Consider the following 24680-nt stretch of genomic DNA (forward strand, 5'->3'; position numbering starts at 1 on the left):
GCCAACGCTCAAATACTTTAGTATTCACGAACACAAAAGAAAAAATAAATAAGTCGTGAGTAAAGCCAAAAAGCCTGTCCCGCTTTTTTTTGCGGGAAGCAATTTCTTGCCAACGCTCAGCCGAAATCTCAGAAGAAAATGTAACTTTACAAATTGAATAAAAGATAATAAATAAATGGCAAAAAAAGACACTACAAGTTTTGAACAAAAACTATTTAAAGCAGCAGACAAACTAAGGAAAAATATAGATGCTGCCGAATACAAACACGTAGTTTTAGGGTTGGTGTTTTTAAAATATATCTCTGAATCTTTTAGCGAACTTTACGACAAGTTAGTAATAGACGAATATTCTGACCCAGAAGACAGAGACGAATACATTGCCAAAAATGTGTTTTTTGTTCCAAAATTAGCAAGATGGAGCCATATTCACGCCAATGCAAAATTGCCAACTATTGGGCAAACCATTGATGAAGCAATGGAAGCCGTAGAAAAAGAAAACAAAGAACTAAAAAACGTTTTGCCACAAGTATATGGAAAAGCCAATTTAGACAAAACATCTTTGGGCGAACTCATTGACTTAATTACCAACACCGAACTACAAGCCGAAAACCATAAATCTAAAGACCTTTTTGGTAGAGTTTACGAATACTTTTTAGGCGAATTTGCCAATGCTGAAGGAAAAAAAGGCGGACAATTCTATACACCAAAAGCCATTGTAAAACTAATGGTAGAAATGATAGAACCTTACAAAGGTAGAGTTTATGACCCAGCAAGTGGTTCTGGTGGAATGTTTGTAATGTCCGAAAAATTTGTAACCGAACATAGCGGACACGTAAAAGATATTACCGTTTACGGACAAGAAAGTAACCAAACTACTTGGAAACTTTCTAAAATGAACCTTGCCATTCGTAATATAAACTCAAAGTTTGTGGCTTGGAATACAGAAGGTTCTTTCTTAAAAGATGCTCACCCAGATTTAAAAGCAGATTTTATTTTAGCAAACCCTCCATTTAACCAAAAAGAATGGGGCGTTGATATTTTACAAGAAGATGCAAGATGGAAAAACTACGGAACGCCACCAAACGGAAACGCCAACTTTGGTTGGATGCAACATATGTTGTATCACTTATCTCCAAATGGTGTAATGGCAACCGTATTGTCTAACGGTTCTTTGAGTTCTAATACTTCTGGTGAAGGAAATATTCGTAAAAACTTAGTAGAAGAAAACCGAGTAGAATGTATTGTTGCTTTACCAAAACAACTGTTTTATAATACAGGTATTCCTGCTTGTATTTGGTTTTTGCGTAGAGAAGCAAAAAAAACGACAGATGTTTTATTTATAGATGCTTCTGAAATGGGTTATATGAAAGACCGTACACATAGAGGTTTATCTGATAATACTTTAGAAGAAAAATTAGGAAACTTTGATAATAATGGTTTAGGTGATATTCAAAAAATAACCAACACATACCACAATTGGAGGTCTGGAGCAGACAGCCAAACAAAATATGAAGATGTAAAAGGGTATTGTAAATCTGCTACATTAGAAGAAATACAAAAGCATTCTCACGTATTAACACCAGGAAGATATGTTGGCATACCTGATGAAGAAGATGATGGAATACCATTTGAAACTAAAATGGCAGACTTAACGGCTACTCTAAAACAACAAATAGACAAAGAAGCCGAACTAAACAAAGAAATTGAGACACAACTTTCTAAAATTGGATTTTCTTTATGAGTACTATAATACACATACAAAACCAAATATTTACTTTTAGAGGTACACAAGTAATGGTAGATAGAGACTTGGCTGAAATGTATCAAGTAGAAACCAAAGTACTTAACCAAGCGGTAAAAAGAAACATTGAGCGATTTCCAGAATTGTTTAGATTTCAACTCTCTGAGGAGGAAAATGATGAACTACTCGCAAATTATGACCAGTTCCAAAACTTGAAGTCGCAATCTGTGACCTCAGATAAAAATTCTTTAAGGTCACAATCTGTGACCTCAAGTAAGCACGGAGGAAGAAGATATTTACCATACGTTTTTACAGAACAAGGTATAGCAATGCTATCAGCAGTATTGCGTAGTGATATTGCCATACAAGTAAGCATACAAATAATGAATGCTTTTGTAGAAACAAGACGGTTTTTAAATACAAATGCAGGGGTTTTTCAACGATTGGATAACATAGAGGAAAAACAACTCATAAATGACCAAAATTTCAAGCAACTATTTAATGCCTTGGAAGAAAAAAGCCAAACACCAAAACAAGGTGTGTTTTATGACGGACAAGTATTTGATGCCTATGTATTTGTAGCAGATATTATAAAAACGGCTAAAAAAGACATTGTTTTAATAGATAATTATATTGATGAAACCACCTTACAACTATTTACCAAACGAAACAAAAACGTAACGTGTACCATTTATACTCAAAAAATAAGCAAAGTACTGCAACAAGATGTAGAAAAACACAATAGCCAATACCCAGAAATAAAACTACAGACCTTTAAAAAAGCACACGACCGTTTTTTAATAATTGATAATACTGCCGTTTACCATATAGGAGCATCACTAAAAGACTTGGGTAAAAAATGGTTTGCATTTTCTAAAATGGAATTATCTGCAATAGAAATTATTGATAAACTTTCCCTTCAGGAAACAAAAGGGCAAAAAACCAACTAAGATGAGTGTAGATAATAAAAGTTCTGCTGAGCGTAGTCGAAGTATACCGAATGGTTGGGTGGAAACTACTTTGGGAGAAGTTTGTTTGAAAATTGGAAGTGGTTCAACACCAAGAGGAGGAAATGAGGCATACAAAAAAGAAGGTATATCACTTATAAGAAGTCAGAATATATTAGATTTTGATTTTTCATATAACGGGTTGGCATTTATTGATGACGAGCAAGCATCAAAATTAAGTAATGTAGAAATCTTCGATGATGATGTTTTAATCAATATTACTGGCGACTCTGTTGCAAGAGTATGTTCTGTACCAAAAGAAGTATTGCCTGCAAGAGTAAATCAACACGTTTCAATTTTAAGAACTGTAAAACAAGAATTAAATCCTACGTTTTTAAAATATTACTTGCTAAATCCAATTTACAAACGATACCTTTTGATTTTGGCAAATTCTGGAGGTACACGAAATGCTTTAACTAAGAGTATGTTGGAAATGTTAGAGTTAACAATCCCACCAATAAAAGAACAAACCGCCATAGCAAAAATACTAACCGCTTTTGACGACAAAATAGAAAACCTACAAGCCCAAAACAAAACCTTAGAAACCACCGCACAAACTATTTTTAAAGAATGGTTTGGTAAATACCAAATTGGTGATGAGTTACCTGATGGTTGGAGAGTTGGGAAGTTGGGGGAAGTCATAGAATTTATAAATGGCTATGCTTTCAAAAGCAAAGATTTACTAAAAGAACCTACAGAAAACACTTATAAAGTTTTTAAAATGGGTGATATTAAAAAAGGTGGTGGTTTTAATCAAAATAAAACAAAAAGTTACTTTAAAAGAGAGGACGCAATGAAATTATCAAAATACATTTTGAAAAATGGCGATTTATTAATGAGTATGACAGATATGAAAGATGCTATTTCATTATTAGGTCATACTGCTTTAATGATTTATGATAATGAATATATTGTTAATCAACGAGTAGGTTTAATTAGAGTGAAAAATGATATTAATATTGATTACCCTTTTCTGTATCTATTAACAAATGACAAACATTTTATTGCTAATTTAAGAGGTCGTGCAAATAGTGGTGTACAAGTAAATCTATCAACACAATCAATAAAAGAAAGTCAATTTATTATTCCAAACAAAGAAACAAACATCAAATTTGATGCTATTGCAAAACCTTTGTTTGAAAAAAGAAAGCATAACTATATCGAAATAAAAACCCTAAAAAATACAAGAGATACATTATTACCAAAATTAATGAGTGGTAGTTTACGGGTAAAAATGTCTGAACTATGATTTTTAAAATGAATATGAAAACTATTTATTCGTTTGGAACAATTAAGGTGTCGCACCTATGGTGCTGTTCTGCTTATTGCAATTATATTGCTACAAAGATAATGCTCCTATGGAGCAAAAATAATAAGCAATCCCATAGGGATGAAACCTTTGTAAAAAGTGGGCAATCAAGATTTAATAAGTTCCGTAGGAACGCTACCTTTGTAACAGACACAAACACTAACACCCCAAACTCCGTAGGAGTGAAACCAAAATAATAAAATGCCAAATACCTACACACAAATATATGTACAAATAGTTTTTGCTGTAAAAGGCAGGCAAAACCTTATTACAGAAACCCTACGTGAAAAAGTAGAGAAATATATGTGTGGTATAATAAGTAACAAAAAATCAAAACCATTGGCTATATATTGCAATCCAGATCATACACATATTTTGATAGGATTACATCCATCAATATCTATTTCTGATATAGCAAGAGACATAAAAGCCAATTCATCAAAATGGATAAATGAGAATAAATGGATAGCAGGTAAGTTTAGTTGGCAAGAAGGTTTTGGTGCGTTTACCTATTCAAAATCACAAATTGATAATGTGGTAAAATATATTTTAAACCAAAAAGAGCACCATAGAAAAACAACTTTCAAAGAAGAATATATTAATTTTTTAGAGAAATTTGAAATCGATTATAATGAAAAATATTTATTTGAATGGAATGATTAATGTGTCGCACCTATGGTGCTATTTTGTTTGTCGCAATTAAATTGCTACAAAGGTAATGCTCCACTGGAGCAGTAAATGATTAATATTATGGCGAAAAACAAACTAATACGAAATAGCACCACAGAGTTTTTGATGTTTACGGCACAAGCAGGCGAAAACAGTATTGAGGCACGATATGAGGATGAAACAATCTGGCTTTCTCAAAAATTAATGGGCGAATTGTTTGCAGTAGAAACAAATACTATAAATTATCACTTAAAAGAGATATTTAAAAGTGGTGAAGCAGATGAAAATTCAGTTATTCGAAAATTTCGAATAACTGCCAGTGATGGTAAAAATTACAATACCAACTTTTATAATTTAGATGCCATTATATCGGTAGGTTACCGTGTCAACTCTGTTAGAGCAACCCAGTTTAGACAATGGGCAACCAAAATACTTAAAGACTTTTCCATTAAAGGTTTTGTGTTAGATAAAAAACGTTTAGAAAACGGTTCGTATCTTAACGAAAATTATTTTGAAGAACTACTTGCCGAAATACGTGAAATACGATTAAGTGAACGTAAGTTCTATCAAAAAGTAACCGATATTTACGCTACAAGTCTCGATTATAATAAAGATGCGGTAACCACCAGAGCATTTTTTGCAAAGGTTCAAAACAAACTACATTTTGGTATTCACGGTCATACTGCACCTGAACTTATTCATAAAAGAGTAGATAGTAGTAAAGATAAAATGGGTTTAACCTCTTGGAAAAATTCACCAGACGGTAAAATCATAAAAACAGATGTATCTATTGCTAAAAATTACCTTAACAAAAAAGAATTAGAATCATTAGGTAGAATAGTCAATGCATTTTTAGACTTGGCAGAAAACAGAGCCGAAAGAAACATACCAATGACTATGCAAGATTGGGCAAAAAGAATTGATCAATTTTTAGAATTTGATGAAAGAGAAATACTGCAAGATGGTGGTAATATTTCTACAAAAATTGCCAAAGAAAAAGCAGAAACAGAATTTGAAAAATACAGAATAATTCAAGATAGATTATTTGAGAGTGATTTTGACCGTGAGATTAAAAAAATAACAGACAACCAAAATGACTAAATTGACCGAAAATACCATCGAACAATCATTCATTGACCACTTAATTGGTCAAGGTTACACGTATTATAACGGTACAGATATTTCGCCAATTAGTGACAATCCACAACGTGAAAATTTTAGTTCGGTAATTTTAGAACAGCATTTTAAAGATTCATTAAAAAAATTAAATCCAACACTACCAGAATCTGCAAGAGTTGAAGCCTATCAAAAAGTAATCAATCTCGGTACAGAAGATATTATGGAAAACAACGAGCGTTTCCATACCTTACTCACCAATGGCGTAACAGTAGAGTACACCAAAGACGGCAGAACAAAAGGTATTAATGTTGCTTTATTAGATGTAGAAAACCCCGAGAACAATAGTTTTTGGGTAGTCAATCAATTAGTAGTAAAAGAAAACAATAACGAAAAACGTTTTGATGTCGTTATTTATATAAATGGTTTGCCTTTGGTTTTTGTAGAATTAAAATCGGCATCAGACGAAAAAGCAACTTTACGAAAAGCCTACACACAAATACAGAATTATAAAAAAGCAGTACCAAGTATATTTTACTACAATGCTATTTGTGTAATTTCAGACGGAATAGATGCCACAACATCAAGTGTATCTGCTCCATTTTCTCGTTTTTTATCTTGGAGAACACCAAAAGAATTAAAAGGAGAAGTAAGAACAGAATTGCAAATCTTGGCTGAGTATATGCTCAACAAAAAAACATTAGTTGAGTTAATTCGCTATTGTACCGTTTTTGAGCAAGAAGAAAAAAAAGATGATAAAACAGGTTTGATTTCTCAAGTAAAAATTAAAAAAGTGGCTGCTTATCATCAATATTATGCCGTACAAAAAGCCGTAACCCAAACATTACGAGCGACTAATAATAAAGAAGGAGATAGAAAGATTGGCGTAGTTTGGCATACACAAGGAAGTGGTAAGTCTTTATCAATGGTGTTTTATAGTGGTCAGATTATTACGCATCCGCAAATGGAAAATCCAACCATTGTAATGCTAACAGATAGAAATGATTTAGACGACCAATTATTTGGAACATTTGGTAATTGTGTTGGTTTATTAAGGCAAACACCTGTACAAGCAAAAGACAGAAAACACATCAAAGAATTATTAAAAGTTTCTGGTGGTGGCGTGATTTTCACAACCATTCAAAAATTTGCTCCAACAGAAGGTAATGTGTATGATACTTTATCAGACAGAACAAATATTGTAGTAGTTGCAGATGAAGCACATCGTAGCCAATATGGTTTTTCGGGTCGAGAAGTTGAGATAAAAGACAAGGAAGGAAATATCATTGGCTCTGAAATCCGTTACGGAAATGCAAAATATTTACGTGATGGTTTGCCAAATGCTTCTTACATTGGTTTTACAGGAACACCCATAGAAAAAGAAGATAAATCTACGCCAGCAGTTTTTGGCGATTATATAGATGTTTATGATATAAAACAAGCGGTAGATGATGGAGCAACAGTTCCTATTAGTTACGAATCTCGATTAATTAAAATTAAATTAGACGAGCAGACGGCTAAAAAATTAGATGATGAAATTAATGATATTTCAGATGCTACAGAAGACCAAATAGAAAAAGCCAAAAAGAAAACCGCAACTATTGATTCGGTTGTTGGTCATCCAGACCGTGTAAAAGATGTTGCCAAAGATATGGTTTCGCATTTTGAAGCAAGACAAACAGTTTTTGAAGGAAAAGCAATGATTGTAGGAATGACACGAAATATTTGTGTAAAACTATATAACGAAATTGTTGCACTAAAACCCGAATGGCATAATGATGATTTAGACAAAGGAACAATAAAAGTCATAATGACAAGCACGTCAGATGACCCAGAATTGTTTCAACCACACCATACTACAAAAAACCAAAGAAAGGAATTAGCAGTACGAATGAAAGATGCTAATGATGGTTTAAAATTAGTCATTGTTCGTGATATGTGGTTGACAGGGTTTGATGCACCAAGTTTGCACACAATGTATATTGATAAAAAGATGCAAGGAGCAAATTTGATGCAAGCCATAGCAAGAGTAAACAGAGTTTACAAAGATAAACCAGGAGGTTTAGTAGTTGATTATATCGGCATTGGTCAAGACCTTAGAAACGCAATGGCAACTTATATACAATGTGGCGGAGAAGGTTCGCCAGTAGTTGATATAAAAGAAGCGATTGCAGGAATGAAAGAGAAATTTGAAATTGTAGAACAAATGTTTCTGCAAAATCAAGGCTTTGATTTTAAAGCCTATTTCAAAGTTGATGTTGCAAAGAAATTACAAGTTTTATTGGGTGCTCAAAACTTTATCTTATCAGATATAAAATTGAAAGAACGATTTTTAAAAGAAGTAACGTTACTTTCAAAACTATTTGCAATGTCAATTCCAAGTCCAGATGCAGATAAAATAAAAGCTGGAATTGCATTTTTTCAAGCCGTAAAAGCAAGAATAAATAAGTTTACAGGAAGCGGAGTAAAATCAGATTTTGAAGTAGAAACAGCCATTAAGCAAATTGTAGATGAAGCCTTATCAAGTGGTGGCGTAATTGATATTTTTGAAGCCGCAGGTATAAGTAAACCATCTGTAAGTATTTTATCAGATGAGTTTTTATTGGAAGTAAAAAATATGCAACAGAAAAATGTTGCTTTTGAATTGCTTAAAAAATTATTGAGTGATGAAGTTCGAGTTCGTAAATCAAAAAACATAGCACAAGGAAAGAAATTTTCAGAAATGTTAGAGTCAGTTGTAAAGCGTTATCACAATAATCAAATAGATTCGGCACAAGTGTTAGCAGAACTTTCGGAAATAGCCAAAGAAATGCGTTTGGAAGATAATAAGTCTGAACAATTAGGTTTAACACCAGCCGAATATGCTTTTTATAGTGTTTTAAACGAAAACAAATCAACCAGTTTCTTAGATGATGATAAGATGAAGGAACTAATTCATACGATAGTTGATGTAATCAGAAAAAATGCTACCGTAGATTGGAGTAAACGAGATGATGTAAGAGCAAAGTTAAGATTAACAGTAAAGAAAATATTAATGCGATATGGTTATCCACCAGACTTGGCGAAATTAGAAGCTGACCGAGTTTTAGCACAAGGAGAATCATTAGCGGAACTATTTACAAAGGAATATTAACCGTGTGAATAGCCAACGCATAAAGCCATACACATTTGCAATTCGCTAAAGTCACCATACGAGCCAAAAATTGCAAAAGAGTATGTCTTCTGCAAACGCTAGCAAGTTTGTGAAAAGAAAAGCCAGCAGGCAACACCGTATATAATTTATTGCTAGTTTTTGCTTACTTACCAAAGTTCTCACAGGCTTTATATCTGTGATTTATTTATTAACTTTAGTACTAAAAACACGCAACAAACCATATACAAACACGATAACAAATTTTTTAAATAGAGTAATGCAGAAAGACTTAAGTAATTATAGAAAATCTTACGAGAAACAAGAACTTCTAGAAAGTAATTGTCCAGAAAACCCAATGGAATTGTTTCAAACATGGTTTAGAAATGCAGAAGCATCAGAATCTGTAGACGAAACCAATGCAATGACAGTTTCTACAATTGGCAAAGACGGTTTCCCAAAAAGTAGAGTTGTACTCTTAAAAAAATTTACTTGGGAAGGTTATATTTTTTATACCAACTACAATTCAGAAAAAGGAAAAGCTATAGAAGCAAACAATAATATTTGTTTGTCGTTTTTTTGGCCAGCTTTAGAGCAACAAATTATTATTAAAGGAAAAGCAGAAAAGTTAGCTAAAAACTTATCAGACGGTTATTTTGATTCTAGACCAGACGGAAGTAAATTAGGCGCTTGGGCTTCTGACCAAAGTAACGTTGTAAAATCTAGAGAAGTATTAGATGAAAATTTATCAACCTTTGAAAAAAAATTCGAAGGAGAAGAAATTTCACGTCCAGAACATTGGGGAGGTTATTTAATAAAACCAATTTCTATTGAATTTTGGCAAGGAAGACCTAATAGAATGCACGATAGAATAAGATTTACATTAGCAAAAGATTTTTCTTGGAAAGTAGAAAGATTGGCGCCATAAATATTTATATTTACATATCTTTTAATATAGATAAATGAAAATTTTATACATTGTTAGACATGCAAAATCTTCTTGGAATTACTCCGGAATTGAAGATATTGATAGACCTTTAAAAAAACGCGGTATTAAAGATGCTTATTTAATGTCTAAAACGCTATCTAAAAAAATTGATAGACCAGACGTTTTTATATCCAGTAGCGCAAATAGAGCTTTACATACTTCAATTATTTTTTGTGAAAATTTCGAATACCCGTTAGCAAATCTTCAAATTAAAAGACAGTTATATAGTTTTAGTGATGGTTATTTGGTAAAAACAGTAAACGCATTAGATGACGGTTTTAATTCTGCAATAATTTTTAGTCATGATCATGGTATAAATTCTTTTGTAAACAAGTTTGGCAACACACCTATTGCACATGTAGCTACTTGTGGTGTAATCGGTATAAAGTTCGATGAGAAGCATTGGAAAAATATTAAAAAAGGAAAAACTTTTCTGGTTGAATTTCCTAAAAATCATAAATAATTTAGTTTGTTAGAAATAAAAAAATACGGCGCAATTGACATTGGATCTAATGCAATTAGATTATTAATATCTAACGTACTTGTTGAAGAAGATAAAGACCCTCAATTTAAAAAATCTTCATTAGTGCGGGTACCAATTCGTTTAGGAGCAGATTCTTTTGTAGGAGAAGGTATTATTAGTGAAGAAAATATTACCAGAATGGTAAATGCCATGGAAGCTTTTAAACTTCTAATGAAGGTTCATAAAGTAGAACGCTACAAAGCATGTGCTACTTCTGCAATGAGAGAAGCATCTAACGGTATAGAAGTTGTTGAAAAAATTCTAACTGAAACTGGTGTTAAAATTGATATTATTGGCGGAAAAGAAGAAGCTGCTATTATTTCTTCAACAGACTTAAGTCAATTAATAGAAGGAGATAATTCTTATTTATATGTAGATGTTGGTGGTGGCAGTACAGAGTTTACTATTTTTTCTAAAGGAAGAATTATTACTTCAAAATCCTTTAAAATGGGTACTGTTCGTTTATTAAACAACAAAAAATCTGTTAATAAAGAGATGTTTTCTAATGTTGAAAAATGGATTAAAAAAAACACCCAAGATCTAAAAAGAGTTTCTTTAATAGGTTCTGGCGGAAACATAAACAAATTATTTAAAATGTCTGGTAGAACAGAAGGAAAACCAATTTCTTTCATTTATTTAAATGCTCAATATCAATTTTTAAAACAAATGTCTTTTGATGAAAGAGTGTCTGAATTAAGTTTAAATCCAGATAGAGCAGATGTTATTATTCCTGCCACAAAAATCTACTTATCGGCAATGAAATGGAGTGGTGCAAGAAAAATTTATGTACCAAAAATTGGACTTTCAGATGGTATTATTAAAAATCTTTTTTATAATAAATTATAATATTCATTAACATTTTCTTAACGTTTTCTTATTTTTTTTGTAAATTGCCTTGTGACTTTTTAGATATTGAAGTGTCACACTAACATATAATCAAAACAAAGTAAATATGAAAAAAATTTTATTAAGCGGAGCATTCTTAATGTTTGGCGCAATTGCTTTTGGGCAAGACTTACCAACTAACCCTGAACCAGGAAAATGTTATGTAAATTGTAAAACTCCAGAAGTTTGGAAAAACGAAGATGTAACAATTGAAATTGCACCTGCATACAAAAAAATTGTAACACACCCAGCGGAGTACAAAACTGTAACTGAAAGAGTATTAACAAAAGAAGCAGGTACACGTTTAGTTGCTGTTGCTGCTGTTTGGGAAACAAAAACTGTTTCATATACGGCAAAAGAAGATGCTAACAAGTTAAGAGCAGTAAGAGCTACTTTTTCTTCTGACTCTCAAACAATTGAAACAAAAGCAGCTTCTGCTAATTGGGAAATGAGTGAAAAAGCTCCTGATTGTGAATCTAGTGACCCTAACGATTGTAGATATTGGTGTTATAAGCCAGTACCAGCACAATTTGTAACTGTACCATTAACTAAATTAAATGTAGATGCAAACACTGTTTCTACGCCAGTTCCTGGTTATGATAAAACATATACTAAAAGAGTATTAGTTACACCTCCAACAACAAAAACTATTGATATTCCTGCTGAATATGGGTCTATCAAAAAAGTGGTTTTAGTAAAAGATGCTTGGCAAGAAGCAGTAACTGTAGCAGCAAAATACAAAACAGTTACTAAAGAAGTTTTAGTTAGCAAAGGTGGTTTAACTACCTGGAAAGAAGTTGAATGTAAATTAGTAAACAATACTCCATTACCAATTAACTGGAATTTAGCAAGTGCTACTTTAACTTCTGGAGCTAAAAGAATTATTGACGCTAGATTATTACCAATCTTAAAAGATGGTATCTCTGTTGCAATTGAGTCTCATACAGACATGAGAGGAACTAAAGAAAGTAATCAAGATTTATCTGAAAGAAGAGCACAAGCAGTAACTAACTACTTAATCTCAAAAGGTGTTAACGCTAGCCAATTAACTGGAAACGGTTTTGGAGAGTCTAGATTAACTAACAGATGTTCTGATGGAGTTTCTTGTACAGAAGCAGAACACAGAGCAAACAGAAGAACTACTTTTAGAGTAATCAACTCAAAATAAGAGTTATTACTTTTTAAAAAGAGTTTAAAATAAAAGAAAACCGAAGTAATTTTAAATTACTTCGGTTTTTTTATGCTTATATTTTTGTACTACTTAATAGTTTTCTATCACTGATTGTATAAAAGGGTAATAATATTCAGTAAGAATTAATCCTTTTTTATACCCAATCATTTTTCCTTTATGATTTACTAAAACTAAAGTTGGATACGATTTTACATTGTATTTTCTAATTAGTTTAAGATTCTCTTTTAATTTATAAGAATCAACTAACCCTTTATTTCTTGGATTGTCTGCTTCATATAAAATTAAATCTTTATCAGCAAGTCCTTTAAACTTATCCGTATGAAATAATTTTTTGTCTAAAACTTTACATGGTCCACACCAATCTGAACCAGTAAAATAGATTAAAATAGGTTTCTTTTCTTTTTTTGATTTTCTTAAAGCTTGTTTAAAATTAGCTTCCCAAGCAAGCACAACTTCTTCCTCTTCAACCATTTTCTCTTCAACCACTTTTTCTTCAACAATTTGTTCATCACCAACAAATTCTCTTTGCGAAAAAACGTTTCCTGTTAAGAAAAAACATACTGCAAAACTGATTATACTTTTTTTCATATATACTTGTTTCTTCAAAAGTATCAAAAATAATACCAAATAAAAAATTGAGCTGTGACTTTACAAGAAATTGCGTGTCTTATTAATGTTAAGTAATCTGAAAAGATATATGCTAACAAAAATCAAAAAAAGACAAGCCAACCTTCTAACAGCGTTGGTTTTGTTGTATATGATTCTTAACCAAAGAATTAAACGAACTACCGGAATTATCTAAAAATGTAGTTTCAATACTTAAAAAAGAAACTTCTTTAAGTTTTTCTTCTAATCTAACATAATCTTTTTCTGTTGTTAGAATTAACTTTTTAGATGCTTTTATAGTTTCAATTTCATGCTGAATTGAATTAATTTCTTTGTTTGAAAAATGATGATGATCTGCAAATTTTAAATGCTGAAAGCGAATTTCTTTATCCGATAAAAAATCTGTTAATGGTTTTGGGTTTGCAATTCCTGTAATCAACAATATTTCGTATTCTTTTAATTCATCCATGGAAAGTTGATGACTACCAGCTAATTTTTCAGCATAAGAAATAGTAGTAAAATAAACCCCTTTATGGTATTTCTTAAGTTTTTCCTTTATAGAACTCTGCTCTTCTTTACTTAAGTTTTTAGGACATTTTGTTACCAAAATTATATCCGCACGATTTGCTCCTTTGCTACTTTCACGCAAATTTCCTGTTGGCAATAAATAATCATCAACAAATAAATCGTTGTATTTTGTAAGTAAAATATAAAAACTTCCTTTTACTTTTCTGTGTTGAAAAGCATCATCTAATAAAATAACTTCTGGAGATTTATGAATCAATAAATTCTGAATACCTGCTACTCTATTAGCATCTACAGCAACATTAATATTTTTAAACTTTTTATAATATTGTAAAGGCTCATCCCCAACATTTTCAGCAGAATGCGAACTATTTAATAAAACAAATCCATCCGTTTTACGCTTATAACCTCTACTTAATACAGAAATCTTATAAATATCTTTTAATAAACGGATTAAATACTCTATTTGAGGTGTTTTACCGGTTCCTCCTACACTTAAATTACCAACAACTACAATTGGCAGCTTAAACGATGTTTGTTTGAAGATACCTACATTAAAAAAAGAATTACGAATTGAGGTTATCAAATCGTAAATAATAGCAAAAGGAAAGAGTAAAAAACGAATAAATTTCATCAACGTAAAAATACAATAAAAGAATTTCTTAAAACATTAAATAGTTTTATACAAAAAAAATATTTTTTGATTTATATTTTTAATAACTGTAAAAAGTAAAAATTCTATTATTGTGATCCCCGTTTTCACGAGAAAGACATATTAAATGAAATTCGAAGTAAAACTTCGAAACAATTTTTCGTTTAAAAATGTTAACTTTGATTTTCAATATATTCAAAAATGACAATAAAAAACATTACCAATTATATAGAGGAATTAGCACCTTTAAAGTATGCCGAAAGTTTTGACAATGCTGGCTTACTTGTTGGCAAATACAATACAAAACTTACAAATGTATTAGTTACTCTAGATACTTTAGAAGAAACTGTTGATGAAGCTATTGCTAAAAACTGCAATTTAATTGTTAGTTTCCATCCTATTATTTTTAGTGGGTTAAAAAAACTAAACGGTAATTCATATGTAGAACGTGTTGTTTTAAAAGCCATAAAAAATGATATTGCAATTTATGCAACACATACTGCTTTAGACAATTCTAAAAACGGAGTTTCTGCTAAAATGTGTGAAGTTTTGGGTTTAACAAATCAAAAAATTCTAATTCCCAAAAAAGGAATTATAAAAAGATTAACTACCTATGTTCCTAAAAAGAGTGCTGACGTTTTAAGAAATTCACTTTTTGCAGCTGGGGCAGGAAATATTGGTAATTATGATCAGTGTTCATTTAATATTGAAGGTGAAGGAACGTATAGAGGAAATGAACATTCAAACCCTGTTTTAGGTGAAAAAGGAAAATTGCACACAGAAAAAGAAATAAGAATTTCTGTTGTTTTTGAAAGTAAAAATGAGAAAAGTGTTTTAAATGCCTTGCACGAGAATCATCCTTATGAAGAAGTTGCATACGAGTTATTTACTACAGAAAATGTGCATCAAGATATTGGAATGGGAATGATTGGTGAACTTTCTGTAGAAATGGAAGAATCAGCATTTCTACTATTTTTAAAGAAGACAATGAAAACAGATTGTGTTCGTCATTCTAACTTTATCAATAAAAAAATAAAAAAAGTAGCCGTTTTGGGCGGCTCTGGTAGTTTTGCAATTGCGAACGCAAAAAGTGCGGGTGCAGACGCTTATGTGAGCGCAGACTTTAAATATCATGAGTTTTTTACGGCAGAAAACAGCATTTTATTAGCCGATATTGGGCATTATGAAAGCGAACAGTTTACAAAAAACCTTTTGGTTGATTATCTTACGAAAAAATTCACTAATTTTGCAGTCATTTTATCAGAAAAAAGTACAAATCCTATTTACTATATATAAACATGGCAAAGAAGAAAGAAGTTTCGGTTGAAGCAAAATTAAGAGCGTTATACGACTTACAGTTAATTGATTCTAGAATTGATGATATTAGAAACGTACGAGGTGAATTACCTTTAGAAGTTGAAGATTTAGAAGATGAAGTTGCCGGATTAAATACTAGAGTTGCTAATTTAGAGCAAGATGTTGCTAATTTAGAAACAGATATCAATAACAAAAAGTTAGCGATAGAAGAATCTAACGGGTTAATGAAAAAATACGACGAGCAACAACAGAAAGTTAGAAATAACAGAGAGTTTGATTCTTTATCTAAAGAAGTTGAATTTCAAGAATTAGAAATTCAATTAGCAGAAAAAAGAATTAACGAGTACAAAGCTAAAATTACTCAAAAAATGGTAGTTGTTGATGCTACTAAAGAAAAGTTAGCAAAACAAGACAAACATTTAGGCCATAAGAAAGCTGAATTAGATGCTATTTTAAAAGAAACAGAAAAAGACGAAAAACTTTTATCTGAAAAATCCGAAGAGTACGCTAAATTGCTAGAAGGTCATTTATTTTCTGCATATTCTCGTATTAGAACTAAAGTTAAAAATGGTCTAGCAGTTGTTGCAATAGAACGTGGCGCTTCTGGTGGTTCTTACTTTACAATTCCACCACAAGTTCAATTAGAAATAGCAAACAGAAAGAAAATTACTATAGACGAACATAGTGGTCGTATTTTAGTTGATGCTGCTTTAGCTGATGAAGAAAAAGAAAAAATTGATAAATTATTTTCTTAATTCAAGAATAATAAATTCATAAAAAAACTCGAAGCTAAAGCTTCGAGTTTTTTGTTTTATATAGATTGTTAAATTAATAATCTAACTTTTTAATGTAGCTTAATTTTTCTTTCCAAATAGTTAAATCTACTTTAAACTCTTCTACTCTATTTCTTACATTTACAACAAGCGGATTGTCTGCTTTAGCATTAGAGAAAAAACCAAGATTGTTTTCTAATTGTTGCATTTCTTTAACAACTTCATCAATCTTTTTTCTAACAAACATTTGTTCATAATCTAATTTTCTAACATCATTGTTTACTGCCAATCCATCTACTAGTGTTGTAAATTTTAACATAGAAATTTCTTTCTTATCTAAAGATAAGCCATCTAACATTCTATCTACTTGTTTGTTAAATTTACCTTCTAAATGACGAACATTTCTAGGTAAAACACCTAAATCACTCCATTTACTAATTGCTTCTAAAACACTCTCTTTTGTAGAATCTGTAACTTCTTTTAATGCTTCTAGAAAAGATTTTTTTGCATCAACAATTTCCTGTTGTTCTTTACTAACTGCATTTTTTTGTTGGTGAAAACGATCGAAATAATGATTACACGCAGCTTTAAAACGTTTCCAAATGTCATCAGAAAATTTACGTGGTACATGTCCTATTTCTTTCCAATCTGCTTGTACTTTTTTCAAAGTATTTGTTGCAACTTCCCAGTCTTCACTTTCTTTTAAAGATTCTGCAAGCTCAATTAAAGCTATTTTCTTCTTTAAATTATCTTGCTGACCTCCTTTTTCTTGTTTGTAAAAAACATTCTTTTCGCTATTAAATTTCTTTGTAGCTCCTTTAAATTTTTGCCAAATGTCTTCACTTTTAGAATATGGCAACTTACCTTCATTAAAATACTGTTGCCTTAATGCTTCAATATCTTTTATACTTCTTTGCCAATCGTTATGAGAACTGTTTTTAGAAGTATCATACGCATTAATCTGAGCTACAATTTCTAATTTCTTATCAATAATTTCTTGGTATTTAGAACGCATTTCACGAAAATGTTCATGACGCTTATCATGAATAACTTTTGTAACTGCACTAAATTTTTGCCAAACCACTTCTCTCATTTCTTGAGAAACGGGTCCTATATCTTCTTTCCAAGTTTTATGTAAATCTTGTAATTCTTTAAAAGCAACATTAATATCACTTACTTCAGCAAGTTTTTCTGCTTTTAAAATAATTTTTAATTTTTCATCTAAATTGTGTTTAAAATCTAGATCTCTAAAATCATTACTTAAATGTAATAAATCATAAAAACGCTCTACATGATGATGATAAATTTTCCAAGTATCATTATATTTTGTTTTAGAAACTGGACCAATTGAACGCCAAGTATCTTGTAATTCTTTAAAGCTTTTATACATGGTTGCAGTATTTGCATTCTGTATTAAATCTTTTAAGCTTTCTATAACTGTGTATCTTTTTTCTAAATTATCTTTTAACTGCTTGTCTAAATCACCGTAAAACTCATCACGTTGTTTTTTATGTTCAGAAAGTAGTTTATTGTATTCAGATTTTATTGGACTAGAAAATTGAAAATCAATAGAATTTCCTCCTTCTTCTAAAAAAGCAGCTTTCTTTTCGGCTAATAATGCTCCGAACTGTTGATTAAAAGCATTTTTAATTCCGTCAACTTGCCTCTTTATCTTATTAACAGGATTGTTTGAAATTGTTTTATTAAGCTCTGTAACTAATTCTTCTAAAGACAATTCTGTATAATCTACTTCAGAAACTTCATCTTCTTTTTCTGAATCATTTTCAGCATCTTCTGCAACAGACTTCTCTATTTCATCAACAGCAGCAGTAGTTTCATCTACTACATTTTCTTTTACTGTTTCTTCTTCAACAGTATCTTTAGAAGTTTTACTGATAACTTCTTCAACTTTATCTACCGCTTTTTCAACGTTTTCTTCATTTTTATCTAACATATCTACAATGTTTAAGGTCCATAATAATAGTCTATAAAGATAGTAACATCTACTAGCATTTACAAATCATCTTACTCTTAAAAGCTTAATTACTTATTATTTATTCCAAATTCGCCAAGATTCTTCTGCTTGAAGTTCTAACATTTGATATCCGTTTTTTATTGCCGCCCCTTTTTCTTTTCCTTTTGCTAAAAAAGCAGTTATTTCTGGATTGTAAACAAGATCAAACAATAAATGTTTATCTGATAAAAACTGATATGGAATATTTGGAGATTTATCTATATATGGAGAAGTGCCAACTGGTGTGGAATTTATGATTACATGATATTTTTCAATAACTTCTTTTGTTAAATCCTGATAAGAGATTTCTTTCTTTTTTTGTGGATTTCTAGAAACAAACTTAAACTTAATATCATTTTTTTTAAGCGCAAAAGCAATTGCTTTAGATGCACCACCAGTTCCTAAAATTAAAGCTCTTTTATGATGTTTTTTTAAAAATGGTTTTATAGAATTTTCAAAACCAAAAACATCAGTATTATATCCTTTTAAGTTTCCTCTTTTAGTAAATTTAATAGTATTTACGGCACCAATTTTTTTTGCCGTTTTATTTAACTTATCTAAATAAGTCATTACCTCTTCTTTATAAGGAATGGTAACATTAATACCCTTTAAAAAGGTTTCATTTTTAATAATTGATGGAAATTTTTCTATTTGTTCAATATCAAAATTTACATATTTATGCTTTTTAAAATCTAAATTTTTAAATTTCTCTGTAAAATAACCTCTAGAAAATGAGTAAGAAATATCCTTCCCTAATAAACCAAAAAGTTTATTTTTTTTGTCTTCCATAATAATCTATTGCTAAAATTAAACCAATACCAATACAGATATAAAAAACAGCAATCCAAGTTTCTGAATTGTTAAAATCTGGCATAAACCGTTGGTAATTTTCTATAATTTTATTTCCTTTTTTATCTAATTGTATATTTCCTTTATCACTTAAAAAAACAGCATTTTTCCAAGGCCAAACAATACCTAAAGAACCTGTTATAAAACCTATAATTACAGCATTTACTATTTGATTCCATCGTTTTAAAACATACCCTAAAACATGAGATATTGAGACCAAACCAAATGCTGAACCAAATGTAAAAACACTAATTATTTTTAAATATCTTATTTTTATTGGATCTGATAAAACTTTAAAATCTCCTGATAAAAGGCGTGTCATTATATGAAACAATTCATTTACAGAATCTACTAACAGCAGAACATAGTTTCCCATTAATATTAAAATAAATGAACCAGAAAGACCAGGAAGCGTCATACCAGAAACACCAATAATTCCGCAAATAAAAACAAACCAAAGATTGTCATTTTCTGTTGCTGGAGTTAGAAAGCTAATCCCTATACCAATAGAAGCTCCTATAATTAATGAAAGGATATTATTTCGATTCCAATCTCCGAAATCCTTTCCAATATAATAAATTGAACCGATGATCAGCCCAAAGAACCAACTCCAAACATAGAGTTCATAATTCTCTAAAAAAAAATCTAAAACCAGCGAAATGCTAAAATAACTAAAGATACTTCCTCCCATTATTAAAAGGAGAAATTGTCCGTTTACATATCTATAAAAACTTTTAAAACGTCCATTAATAAGTAATTTAAAGGCTATAAAATTTACTTTTCTAAAGGAATAAATTAATTCTTCATAAAATCCAAAAACAAAAGAAACTGTACCTCCAGAAACTCCAGGAACTTTATTTGCTGCGCCCATTGCCAAACCTTTTAAAAAAAGGAATGTTTTCTGAATAAAAGTTCTTTCTCTTTGCATTTACTATTTTTTAACAGCTAATTTTTCCATTAATAAAATTAATGCAAAACCAACTATTGCTAAAATTACTGCCAATATTAATTTAGGATCGTCATTATAAGAAAATGGAGAAATACTTTGTTCTACTAGAGGTTTTGTAACTCCATGACTATTTATATATGTAGAAATAGTTTCTTTCCAAGGCCAAACTTTATTTAAAGAACCTAACATAATACCTGTTAAAACAATTAGTAGTTCATTTTTATAATTAGCAAAAAGCCATTTTAATAGTTTGGAGAAAGAAAGTAAACCAATAATTACACCAACACCAACAGCACTTATTATTTTAAAACCCTTGGTGGTAATAGCAGTCATAACTATAGGATAAACGCCAATTAAGAGTAAAATATAAGATCCTGAAATCCCTGGTAAAATCATAGCACAAGAAGCAATTGCGCCTGCAAAAATTAAAAATAAGTAATTAATATCTCCTACATTTGTCGAAGGAATCACAGTAATTAAATATCCAAAAGCAATTCCTAAAATAAATAAGAAAATAATTTTTACATTCCAGTTTTCTACTTGTTTACCTATGTAAATAATACTTGCTAAAACTAACCCAAAGAAAAAAGACCATAACAAAACTGGTTCATTTTCTAACAACCACTTTATTGTTTTTGCTAAAGAAACAATACTGATAAAAATCCCTATAAATAATGCCAATAAAAAATTTGCATTTACCTGTTTCCAAGCAGCTTTTAGTCCTTCTTTTTTTAACGTTTTAAACAAATCTAAATTAACACCACTAATAGAAGTAAGTAATTCCTCATAAATCCCTGAAATAAATGCAATTGTACCACCAGAAACACCAGGCACGACATCTGCTGCACCCATTGCTATTCCTTTTAAACCAATAACAACATAGTCTTTTAACTTTCTACCCATTTTAAAGTTTCTTTTTTTTGAAAAACGAAGATAATGGAAATTTGAGAAAGATGTAGAAAAGCATAATTAATTTGACTTGTAAATAGTCTTAAAAAAAAGACACCTTCATTAACTGCTCTTTTACTAGTCTAAAATGATTTGCATCAGTTTTAGTTTAGTAAAAAAAATAAATTATATTTACGGGATAACGGCAGTAAAAAGGTTTGCATATCCTGACTTATTTAAGGAATATTGGCAGTAAAAGTAACTATATAAGGAGTTAGCCGCAAGCACGAAAAATAGAACATAAATCAAAAGATGGATAAAATTAAAACCATAGAAATTTTAGAAGCATTAGCATCAGAATGTTCACCAACAACGGGAGAATTAATTGAAAATGAAAGCGTTTTGAATGAAAGAGAAGTAATTCGAGCATTACAAATGGCGATAAATGAGTTAAAAAGAACAAAAAACAACTATTCAAAAGTTGAAATTGAAGAAGAGGAAATAAATGAAGTTTTAGAACTTTTAAAATCTAATTCAATTAGACCAACTTATAGTAGAGTTTCAGGTTTTTTTCTTGGAAAAAGAAAATTCAAAGATCAAGAAGAAATAAGAACTCATCAACTTTATGGGAAATATGCTGAAATATTAAAAGAGGAGAATTAATGGATTTTTTCTCTCAATATTTTATAGATAAAAACTTAACAAATCGAGGAAATAAAAAGAGTCAACCTTGGAGCGAAATAGATTTTTTCAATAAAGCAACATTTAATAAATTATCTGACAACGCAATACAGCAACTAAAAGATAAAATTAACGAAATTGGTATTCAAAAAAATGAAAACTTATCCGAATATATAGTAAGTTCAAGAATCACATATGCCAGAGCATATGAATCTTGGTCTGAAAAAGAAGTAGAATTATTAACTAAAGCATTAGAGTACACTAATCATTTAGAAATTCTAACAGAATGTTTTCAACGAGGGAAAGGCTCTATAACTTCTTATGGGAAAAAAATAATCTATGAAAATCAAGAGAGTTAATGTCTATGCAAGAAACTAAAACAGATTTAAGTGGGTTAAATGAAAACCAAAGAAAAGCAGTTGTTAGCGAAAATAAAAGATTGTTAGTTCTTGCAGGAGCAGGTTCTGGAAAAACAAAAACACTTCTTCAAAAATTGATTTATCTAATTGAAGAGAAAGGAATAAATCCAGCAAATATTTTAGCCATTACATTTACTAAAAATGCAGCAAATGAAATGTTGGATAGATTAATAATTTCAGCAGATAAAACAGAAGATTATGCTGAAATTCTTGCCGACAAAAACAAAACTGCAAAAGAAAAAGGTACAGAAAGATATTTTTTTACAAAAAAGCACAGATGGATTGACAATCTAACTCTGAAAACCTTTCATAGTTTGTGTTATGGAATAATGAGAAATTTTGGAGTAAATGAATTTGACAATAAGTTTAAAATAATAACTGATAGTAAAGTTATTAATGAAGATTTCTCTAAGTTTTCTGCTACAGAAACTTCTTTTGAAATAATACATAAAATTTTAATTGAAAACTGTGAAGAAAATGAGTATTTACTAAATCTAAAAAGATATGTTTTAGATTATATGGTGGATAAAATCCATATCGAAAATAAAAAAATATCATTACCAAAAGATGGGAAGTTTTACACTTCACTTAACGGAACAAAAGTACGTTCAAAATCTGAACAATATATTTCAGATTGGCTTTATAGGCATAGTATTAAATTTGAATATGAGCCAAATGTGAATTTTCGAGATTTTGATTTCAAACCTGACTTTTATATTCCTGAAGCAAATCTATATCTCGAACACGTCAGTGATTTAAGTTACCCTACAAAAGGGAAAGAACTTCAATTCAAAAAAGCAAACAAACTTTTAGTAAAAACCTTTGAATCTCAAACAAAAGATACTACTCTATTTAATTTGGTACTCGAAAGAATAATTAAAAATAGATTACCCGCAAATTATCATTACACAAGTGCTTTATCTTTTGAAGAAGAATTTAAGTATTATCATAAAGAAGTAAAGGATTTTTTAAGACAAACTATGCGTGTTATCGATATGGTAAAAGTTGAAAATTTATCATCTGAATTTATTCTTAATAAATCACAAAAAGACCAACACGAACGAGTACGAGATTTTTATACTCTTGCAGTTCCGATAATTTCCAAATACAAAATTTATTGTACCAATAAATCATATCTCGATTTTAATGATATGATAATTAAAACAATATCTCTTTTTAAAAATCATCAAGAAATAGCAGATAAATTTAGAAGAAAATATGAATATATTTTAGTTGATGAATTTCAAGATGTAAATAATCTTCAAGTAGAATTAATTAAACTTCTACTCACAGACAATAATCAACTTTTCTGTGTAGGTGATGATTGGCAAAGTATTTATGGATTTAGAGGTTCTAATGTAGATTACATTGTAAACTTTAATAAACATTTTAAAAATGCCGAAACAATAAAATTAAGTATGAATTATAGAAGTACTGAAAATATTGTTGGAGCAAGTAATGAAGTTATAAAACACAATAAATTTAAGGTCGAAAAAGAAATTACATCTTCTAAAAAATCAAATAGTAAAATTCGTATTTATGCAGGGAAAAATGAAGCAGAAAATATTGAATATGTAATTGATAAGGTTAATCAATTAAAGAAAAAAGGTTATCGAAAAGAAGATATTTTATTTCTATATCGAAGAAGTAAAATGTATCAACCATATTCCAAAAGGTTTTGGCAAGAAAACATTAAAGTTTCAGGAAAAACAATTCACTCATCAAAAGGTCTTGAAGCAAAAGCCGTATTTATTATCGGATTAACTCAAGGAAACGGAGGTTTTCCAGATATTTGGATGGAAGACAGAATTTATCAAGTAATTAAAGAATCAAATCACGATATTTTACTTGAAGAAGAAAGAAGATTATTTTATGTTGCAATTACAAGAGCAAAAGATGAATTGTTTTTATTAACTGAAAAAGGAAATGAGTCAAGTTTTTTAAAAGAAATTCCTGATAATTTAACTTTTAAAACGAGTATTCCTTTTAAATCTATAATTGACCAAATTCTACTTTGTGAAAAATGTAATAATAGAATTGATGAAGGGTTTGTGTTTTGCCCATATTGCGGAACTGAACAAGAAAATGAATAATGAAATAGTAAAGCCAGCGGCTAACAGCGTATAAAATTAATGCTTAAGGTCAGTGTTTAACCGAAGTTTCGGCATATTTACAAAGACCGCAAAATTTTTCAAATTTTGCAATCAGCGGAAAAATAAGGTAAAATTTAAAAAATTTCGCTAAGTGCTAAACCGAAAATTATTGTATTTTTAACCAGCACTAATCTTATACCAAACGTTAGCAGCAATTAAAACAAACAAACCTCCATTCAATAACTCAACGCAACAAATCTAAAATAATAGATTTGTAAAATGGAAGTAAAAAAACATAGACGACTTACACGCAAAGAAAGAGTTCAAATTGAGACTCTTTTAAAAGAAAAAAAG

At 30.1% G+C, this 24680-nt stretch carries 21 protein-coding genes; 15 read left to right on the top strand and 6 right to left on the bottom strand.

Annotated elements, in window-relative coordinates:
* Positions 1-175: 175 nt before the first annotated feature.
* The 10 genes from V3V28_RS07995 (at position 176) to V3V28_RS08040 (ending at position 12536) form a co-directional block, all read left to right on the top strand.
* On the top strand, positions 176-1741 hold the full coding sequence (locus V3V28_RS07995) for a type I restriction-modification system subunit M (RefSeq protein WP_331364500.1): 1566 nt from the start codon (positions 176-178) through the stop codon (positions 1739-1741).
* The gene (locus V3V28_RS08000) at positions 1738-2691 is read left to right on the top strand and encodes an ORF6N domain-containing protein (RefSeq protein ID WP_331364501.1); all 954 of its coding nucleotides are present in this window, start codon (positions 1738-1740) and stop codon (positions 2689-2691) included. The genes V3V28_RS07995 and V3V28_RS08000 overlap by 4 nt, the downstream gene beginning before the upstream one ends.
* A 1-nt stretch (position 2692) precedes the next feature.
* Positions 2693-3997 (top strand): restriction endonuclease subunit S, encoded by a 1305-nt coding sequence (locus tag V3V28_RS08005; RefSeq protein ID WP_331364502.1) that lies wholly within the window; start codon positions 2693-2695, stop codon positions 3995-3997.
* Positions 3998-4258: 261 nt separating this feature from the next.
* Positions 4259-4720, top strand: a complete 462-nt coding sequence (gene tnpA / locus V3V28_RS08010) for an IS200/IS605 family transposase (RefSeq protein WP_331364503.1) — start codon at positions 4259-4261, stop codon at positions 4718-4720.
* An 87-nt stretch (positions 4721-4807) separates the two neighbouring features.
* On the top strand, positions 4808-5827 hold the full coding sequence (locus V3V28_RS08015; protein ID WP_331364504.1) for a virulence RhuM family protein: 1020 nt from the start codon (positions 4808-4810) through the stop codon (positions 5825-5827).
* Positions 5820-8975: a type I restriction endonuclease subunit R gene (locus V3V28_RS08020; protein ID WP_331364505.1), complete on the top strand. Its 3156-nt coding sequence runs from the start codon at positions 5820-5822 to the stop codon at positions 8973-8975. Before V3V28_RS08015 ends, V3V28_RS08020 begins: the two co-directional genes overlap by 8 nt.
* A gap of 277 nt (positions 8976-9252) precedes the next feature.
* Positions 9253-9900: a pyridoxamine 5'-phosphate oxidase gene (gene pdxH, locus V3V28_RS08025; RefSeq protein WP_331364506.1), complete on the top strand. Its 648-nt coding sequence runs from the start codon at positions 9253-9255 to the stop codon at positions 9898-9900.
* Positions 9901-9934: 34 nt separating this feature from the next.
* Positions 9935-10423 (top strand): SixA phosphatase family protein, encoded by a 489-nt coding sequence (locus V3V28_RS08030; protein WP_331364507.1) that lies wholly within the window; start codon positions 9935-9937, stop codon positions 10421-10423.
* Positions 10424-10429: 6 nt separating this feature from the next.
* Positions 10430-11329 (top strand): Ppx/GppA phosphatase family protein, encoded by a 900-nt coding sequence (locus V3V28_RS08035; RefSeq protein ID WP_331364508.1) that lies wholly within the window; start codon positions 10430-10432, stop codon positions 11327-11329.
* A 106-nt stretch (positions 11330-11435) separates the two neighbouring features.
* Positions 11436-12536, top strand: coding sequence for an OmpA family protein (locus V3V28_RS08040; protein ID WP_331364509.1), 1101 nt, complete (start codon positions 11436-11438; stop codon positions 12534-12536).
* Between the two features lie 93 nt (positions 12537-12629).
* On the opposite strand, the gene V3V28_RS08045 is transcribed toward V3V28_RS08040, so the two are convergent.
* Both V3V28_RS08045 and lpxK read right to left on the bottom strand, forming a co-directional pair.
* Positions 12630-13148: a thioredoxin family protein gene (locus tag V3V28_RS08045; RefSeq protein ID WP_331364510.1), complete on the bottom strand. Its 519-nt coding sequence runs from the start codon at positions 13146-13148 to the stop codon at positions 12630-12632.
* 145 nt (positions 13149-13293) lie between these two features.
* Complete coding sequence (gene lpxK, locus V3V28_RS08050; RefSeq protein WP_331364511.1) at positions 13294-14325, bottom strand: tetraacyldisaccharide 4'-kinase; 1032 nt, start codon at positions 14323-14325, stop codon at positions 13294-13296.
* A gap of 219 nt (positions 14326-14544) precedes the next feature.
* Here lpxK and V3V28_RS08055 point away from each other — a divergent pair, with 219 nt between their 5' ends.
* Together V3V28_RS08055 and V3V28_RS08060 are read left to right on the top strand one after the other, a co-directional pair.
* Positions 14545-15639, top strand: a complete 1095-nt coding sequence (locus V3V28_RS08055) for a Nif3-like dinuclear metal center hexameric protein (RefSeq protein ID WP_331364512.1) — start codon at positions 14545-14547, stop codon at positions 15637-15639.
* A gap of 2 nt (positions 15640-15641) precedes the next feature.
* A complete protein-coding gene (locus V3V28_RS08060) occupies positions 15642-16415 on the top strand; it encodes a zinc ribbon domain-containing protein (RefSeq protein WP_331364513.1) in 774 nt (257 codons plus the stop codon).
* A 73-nt stretch (positions 16416-16488) separates the two neighbouring features.
* On the opposite strand, the gene V3V28_RS08065 is transcribed toward V3V28_RS08060, so the two are convergent.
* The 4 genes from V3V28_RS08065 to V3V28_RS08080 all read right to left on the bottom strand — a co-directional run bounded on the left by V3V28_RS08065 (position 16489) and on the right by V3V28_RS08080 (position 21148).
* A complete protein-coding gene (locus tag V3V28_RS08065; RefSeq protein ID WP_331364514.1) occupies positions 16489-18387 on the bottom strand; it encodes a DUF349 domain-containing protein in 1899 nt (632 codons plus the stop codon).
* 96 nt (positions 18388-18483) lie between these two features.
* Positions 18484-19236, bottom strand: coding sequence for a shikimate dehydrogenase family protein (locus V3V28_RS08070; RefSeq protein ID WP_331364515.1), 753 nt, complete (start codon positions 19234-19236; stop codon positions 18484-18486).
* Positions 19217-20224 (bottom strand): DUF368 domain-containing protein, encoded by a 1008-nt coding sequence (locus V3V28_RS08075; RefSeq protein WP_331364516.1) that lies wholly within the window; start codon positions 20222-20224, stop codon positions 19217-19219. Before V3V28_RS08075 ends, V3V28_RS08070 begins: the two co-directional genes overlap by 20 nt.
* A gap of 3 nt (positions 20225-20227) precedes the next feature.
* On the bottom strand, positions 20228-21148 hold the full coding sequence (locus V3V28_RS08080) for a DUF368 domain-containing protein (protein WP_331364517.1): 921 nt from the start codon (positions 21146-21148) through the stop codon (positions 20228-20230).
* A gap of 297 nt (positions 21149-21445) precedes the next feature.
* On the opposite strand from V3V28_RS08080, the gene V3V28_RS08085 reads away from it, so the two are divergent.
* Genes V3V28_RS08085 through V3V28_RS08095 form a run of 3 tightly spaced genes read left to right on the top strand, consistent with a single transcriptional unit; the run spans position 21446 to position 24326 of the window.
* Positions 21446-21796 carry a hypothetical protein gene (locus V3V28_RS08085; protein ID WP_331364518.1) on the top strand — a complete coding sequence of 117 codons (351 nt, stop codon included), beginning with the start codon at positions 21446-21448 and terminating at the stop codon, positions 21794-21796.
* Entirely contained in the window at positions 21796-22173 is a 378-nt protein-coding gene (locus tag V3V28_RS08090) for a hypothetical protein (RefSeq protein WP_331364519.1), read from the top strand. The genes V3V28_RS08085 and V3V28_RS08090 overlap by 1 nt, the downstream gene beginning before the upstream one ends.
* Positions 22173-24326 (top strand): UvrD-helicase domain-containing protein, encoded by a 2154-nt coding sequence (locus V3V28_RS08095; protein WP_331364520.1) that lies wholly within the window; start codon positions 22173-22175, stop codon positions 24324-24326. The genes V3V28_RS08090 and V3V28_RS08095 overlap by 1 nt, the downstream gene beginning before the upstream one ends.
* Positions 24327-24680 lie beyond the last annotated feature (354 nt).

Origin of the sequence: Polaribacter sp. (genome assembly GCF_036480315.1) — a bacterium.
Taxonomy (GTDB): domain Bacteria; phylum Bacteroidota; class Bacteroidia; order Flavobacteriales; family Flavobacteriaceae; genus Polaribacter.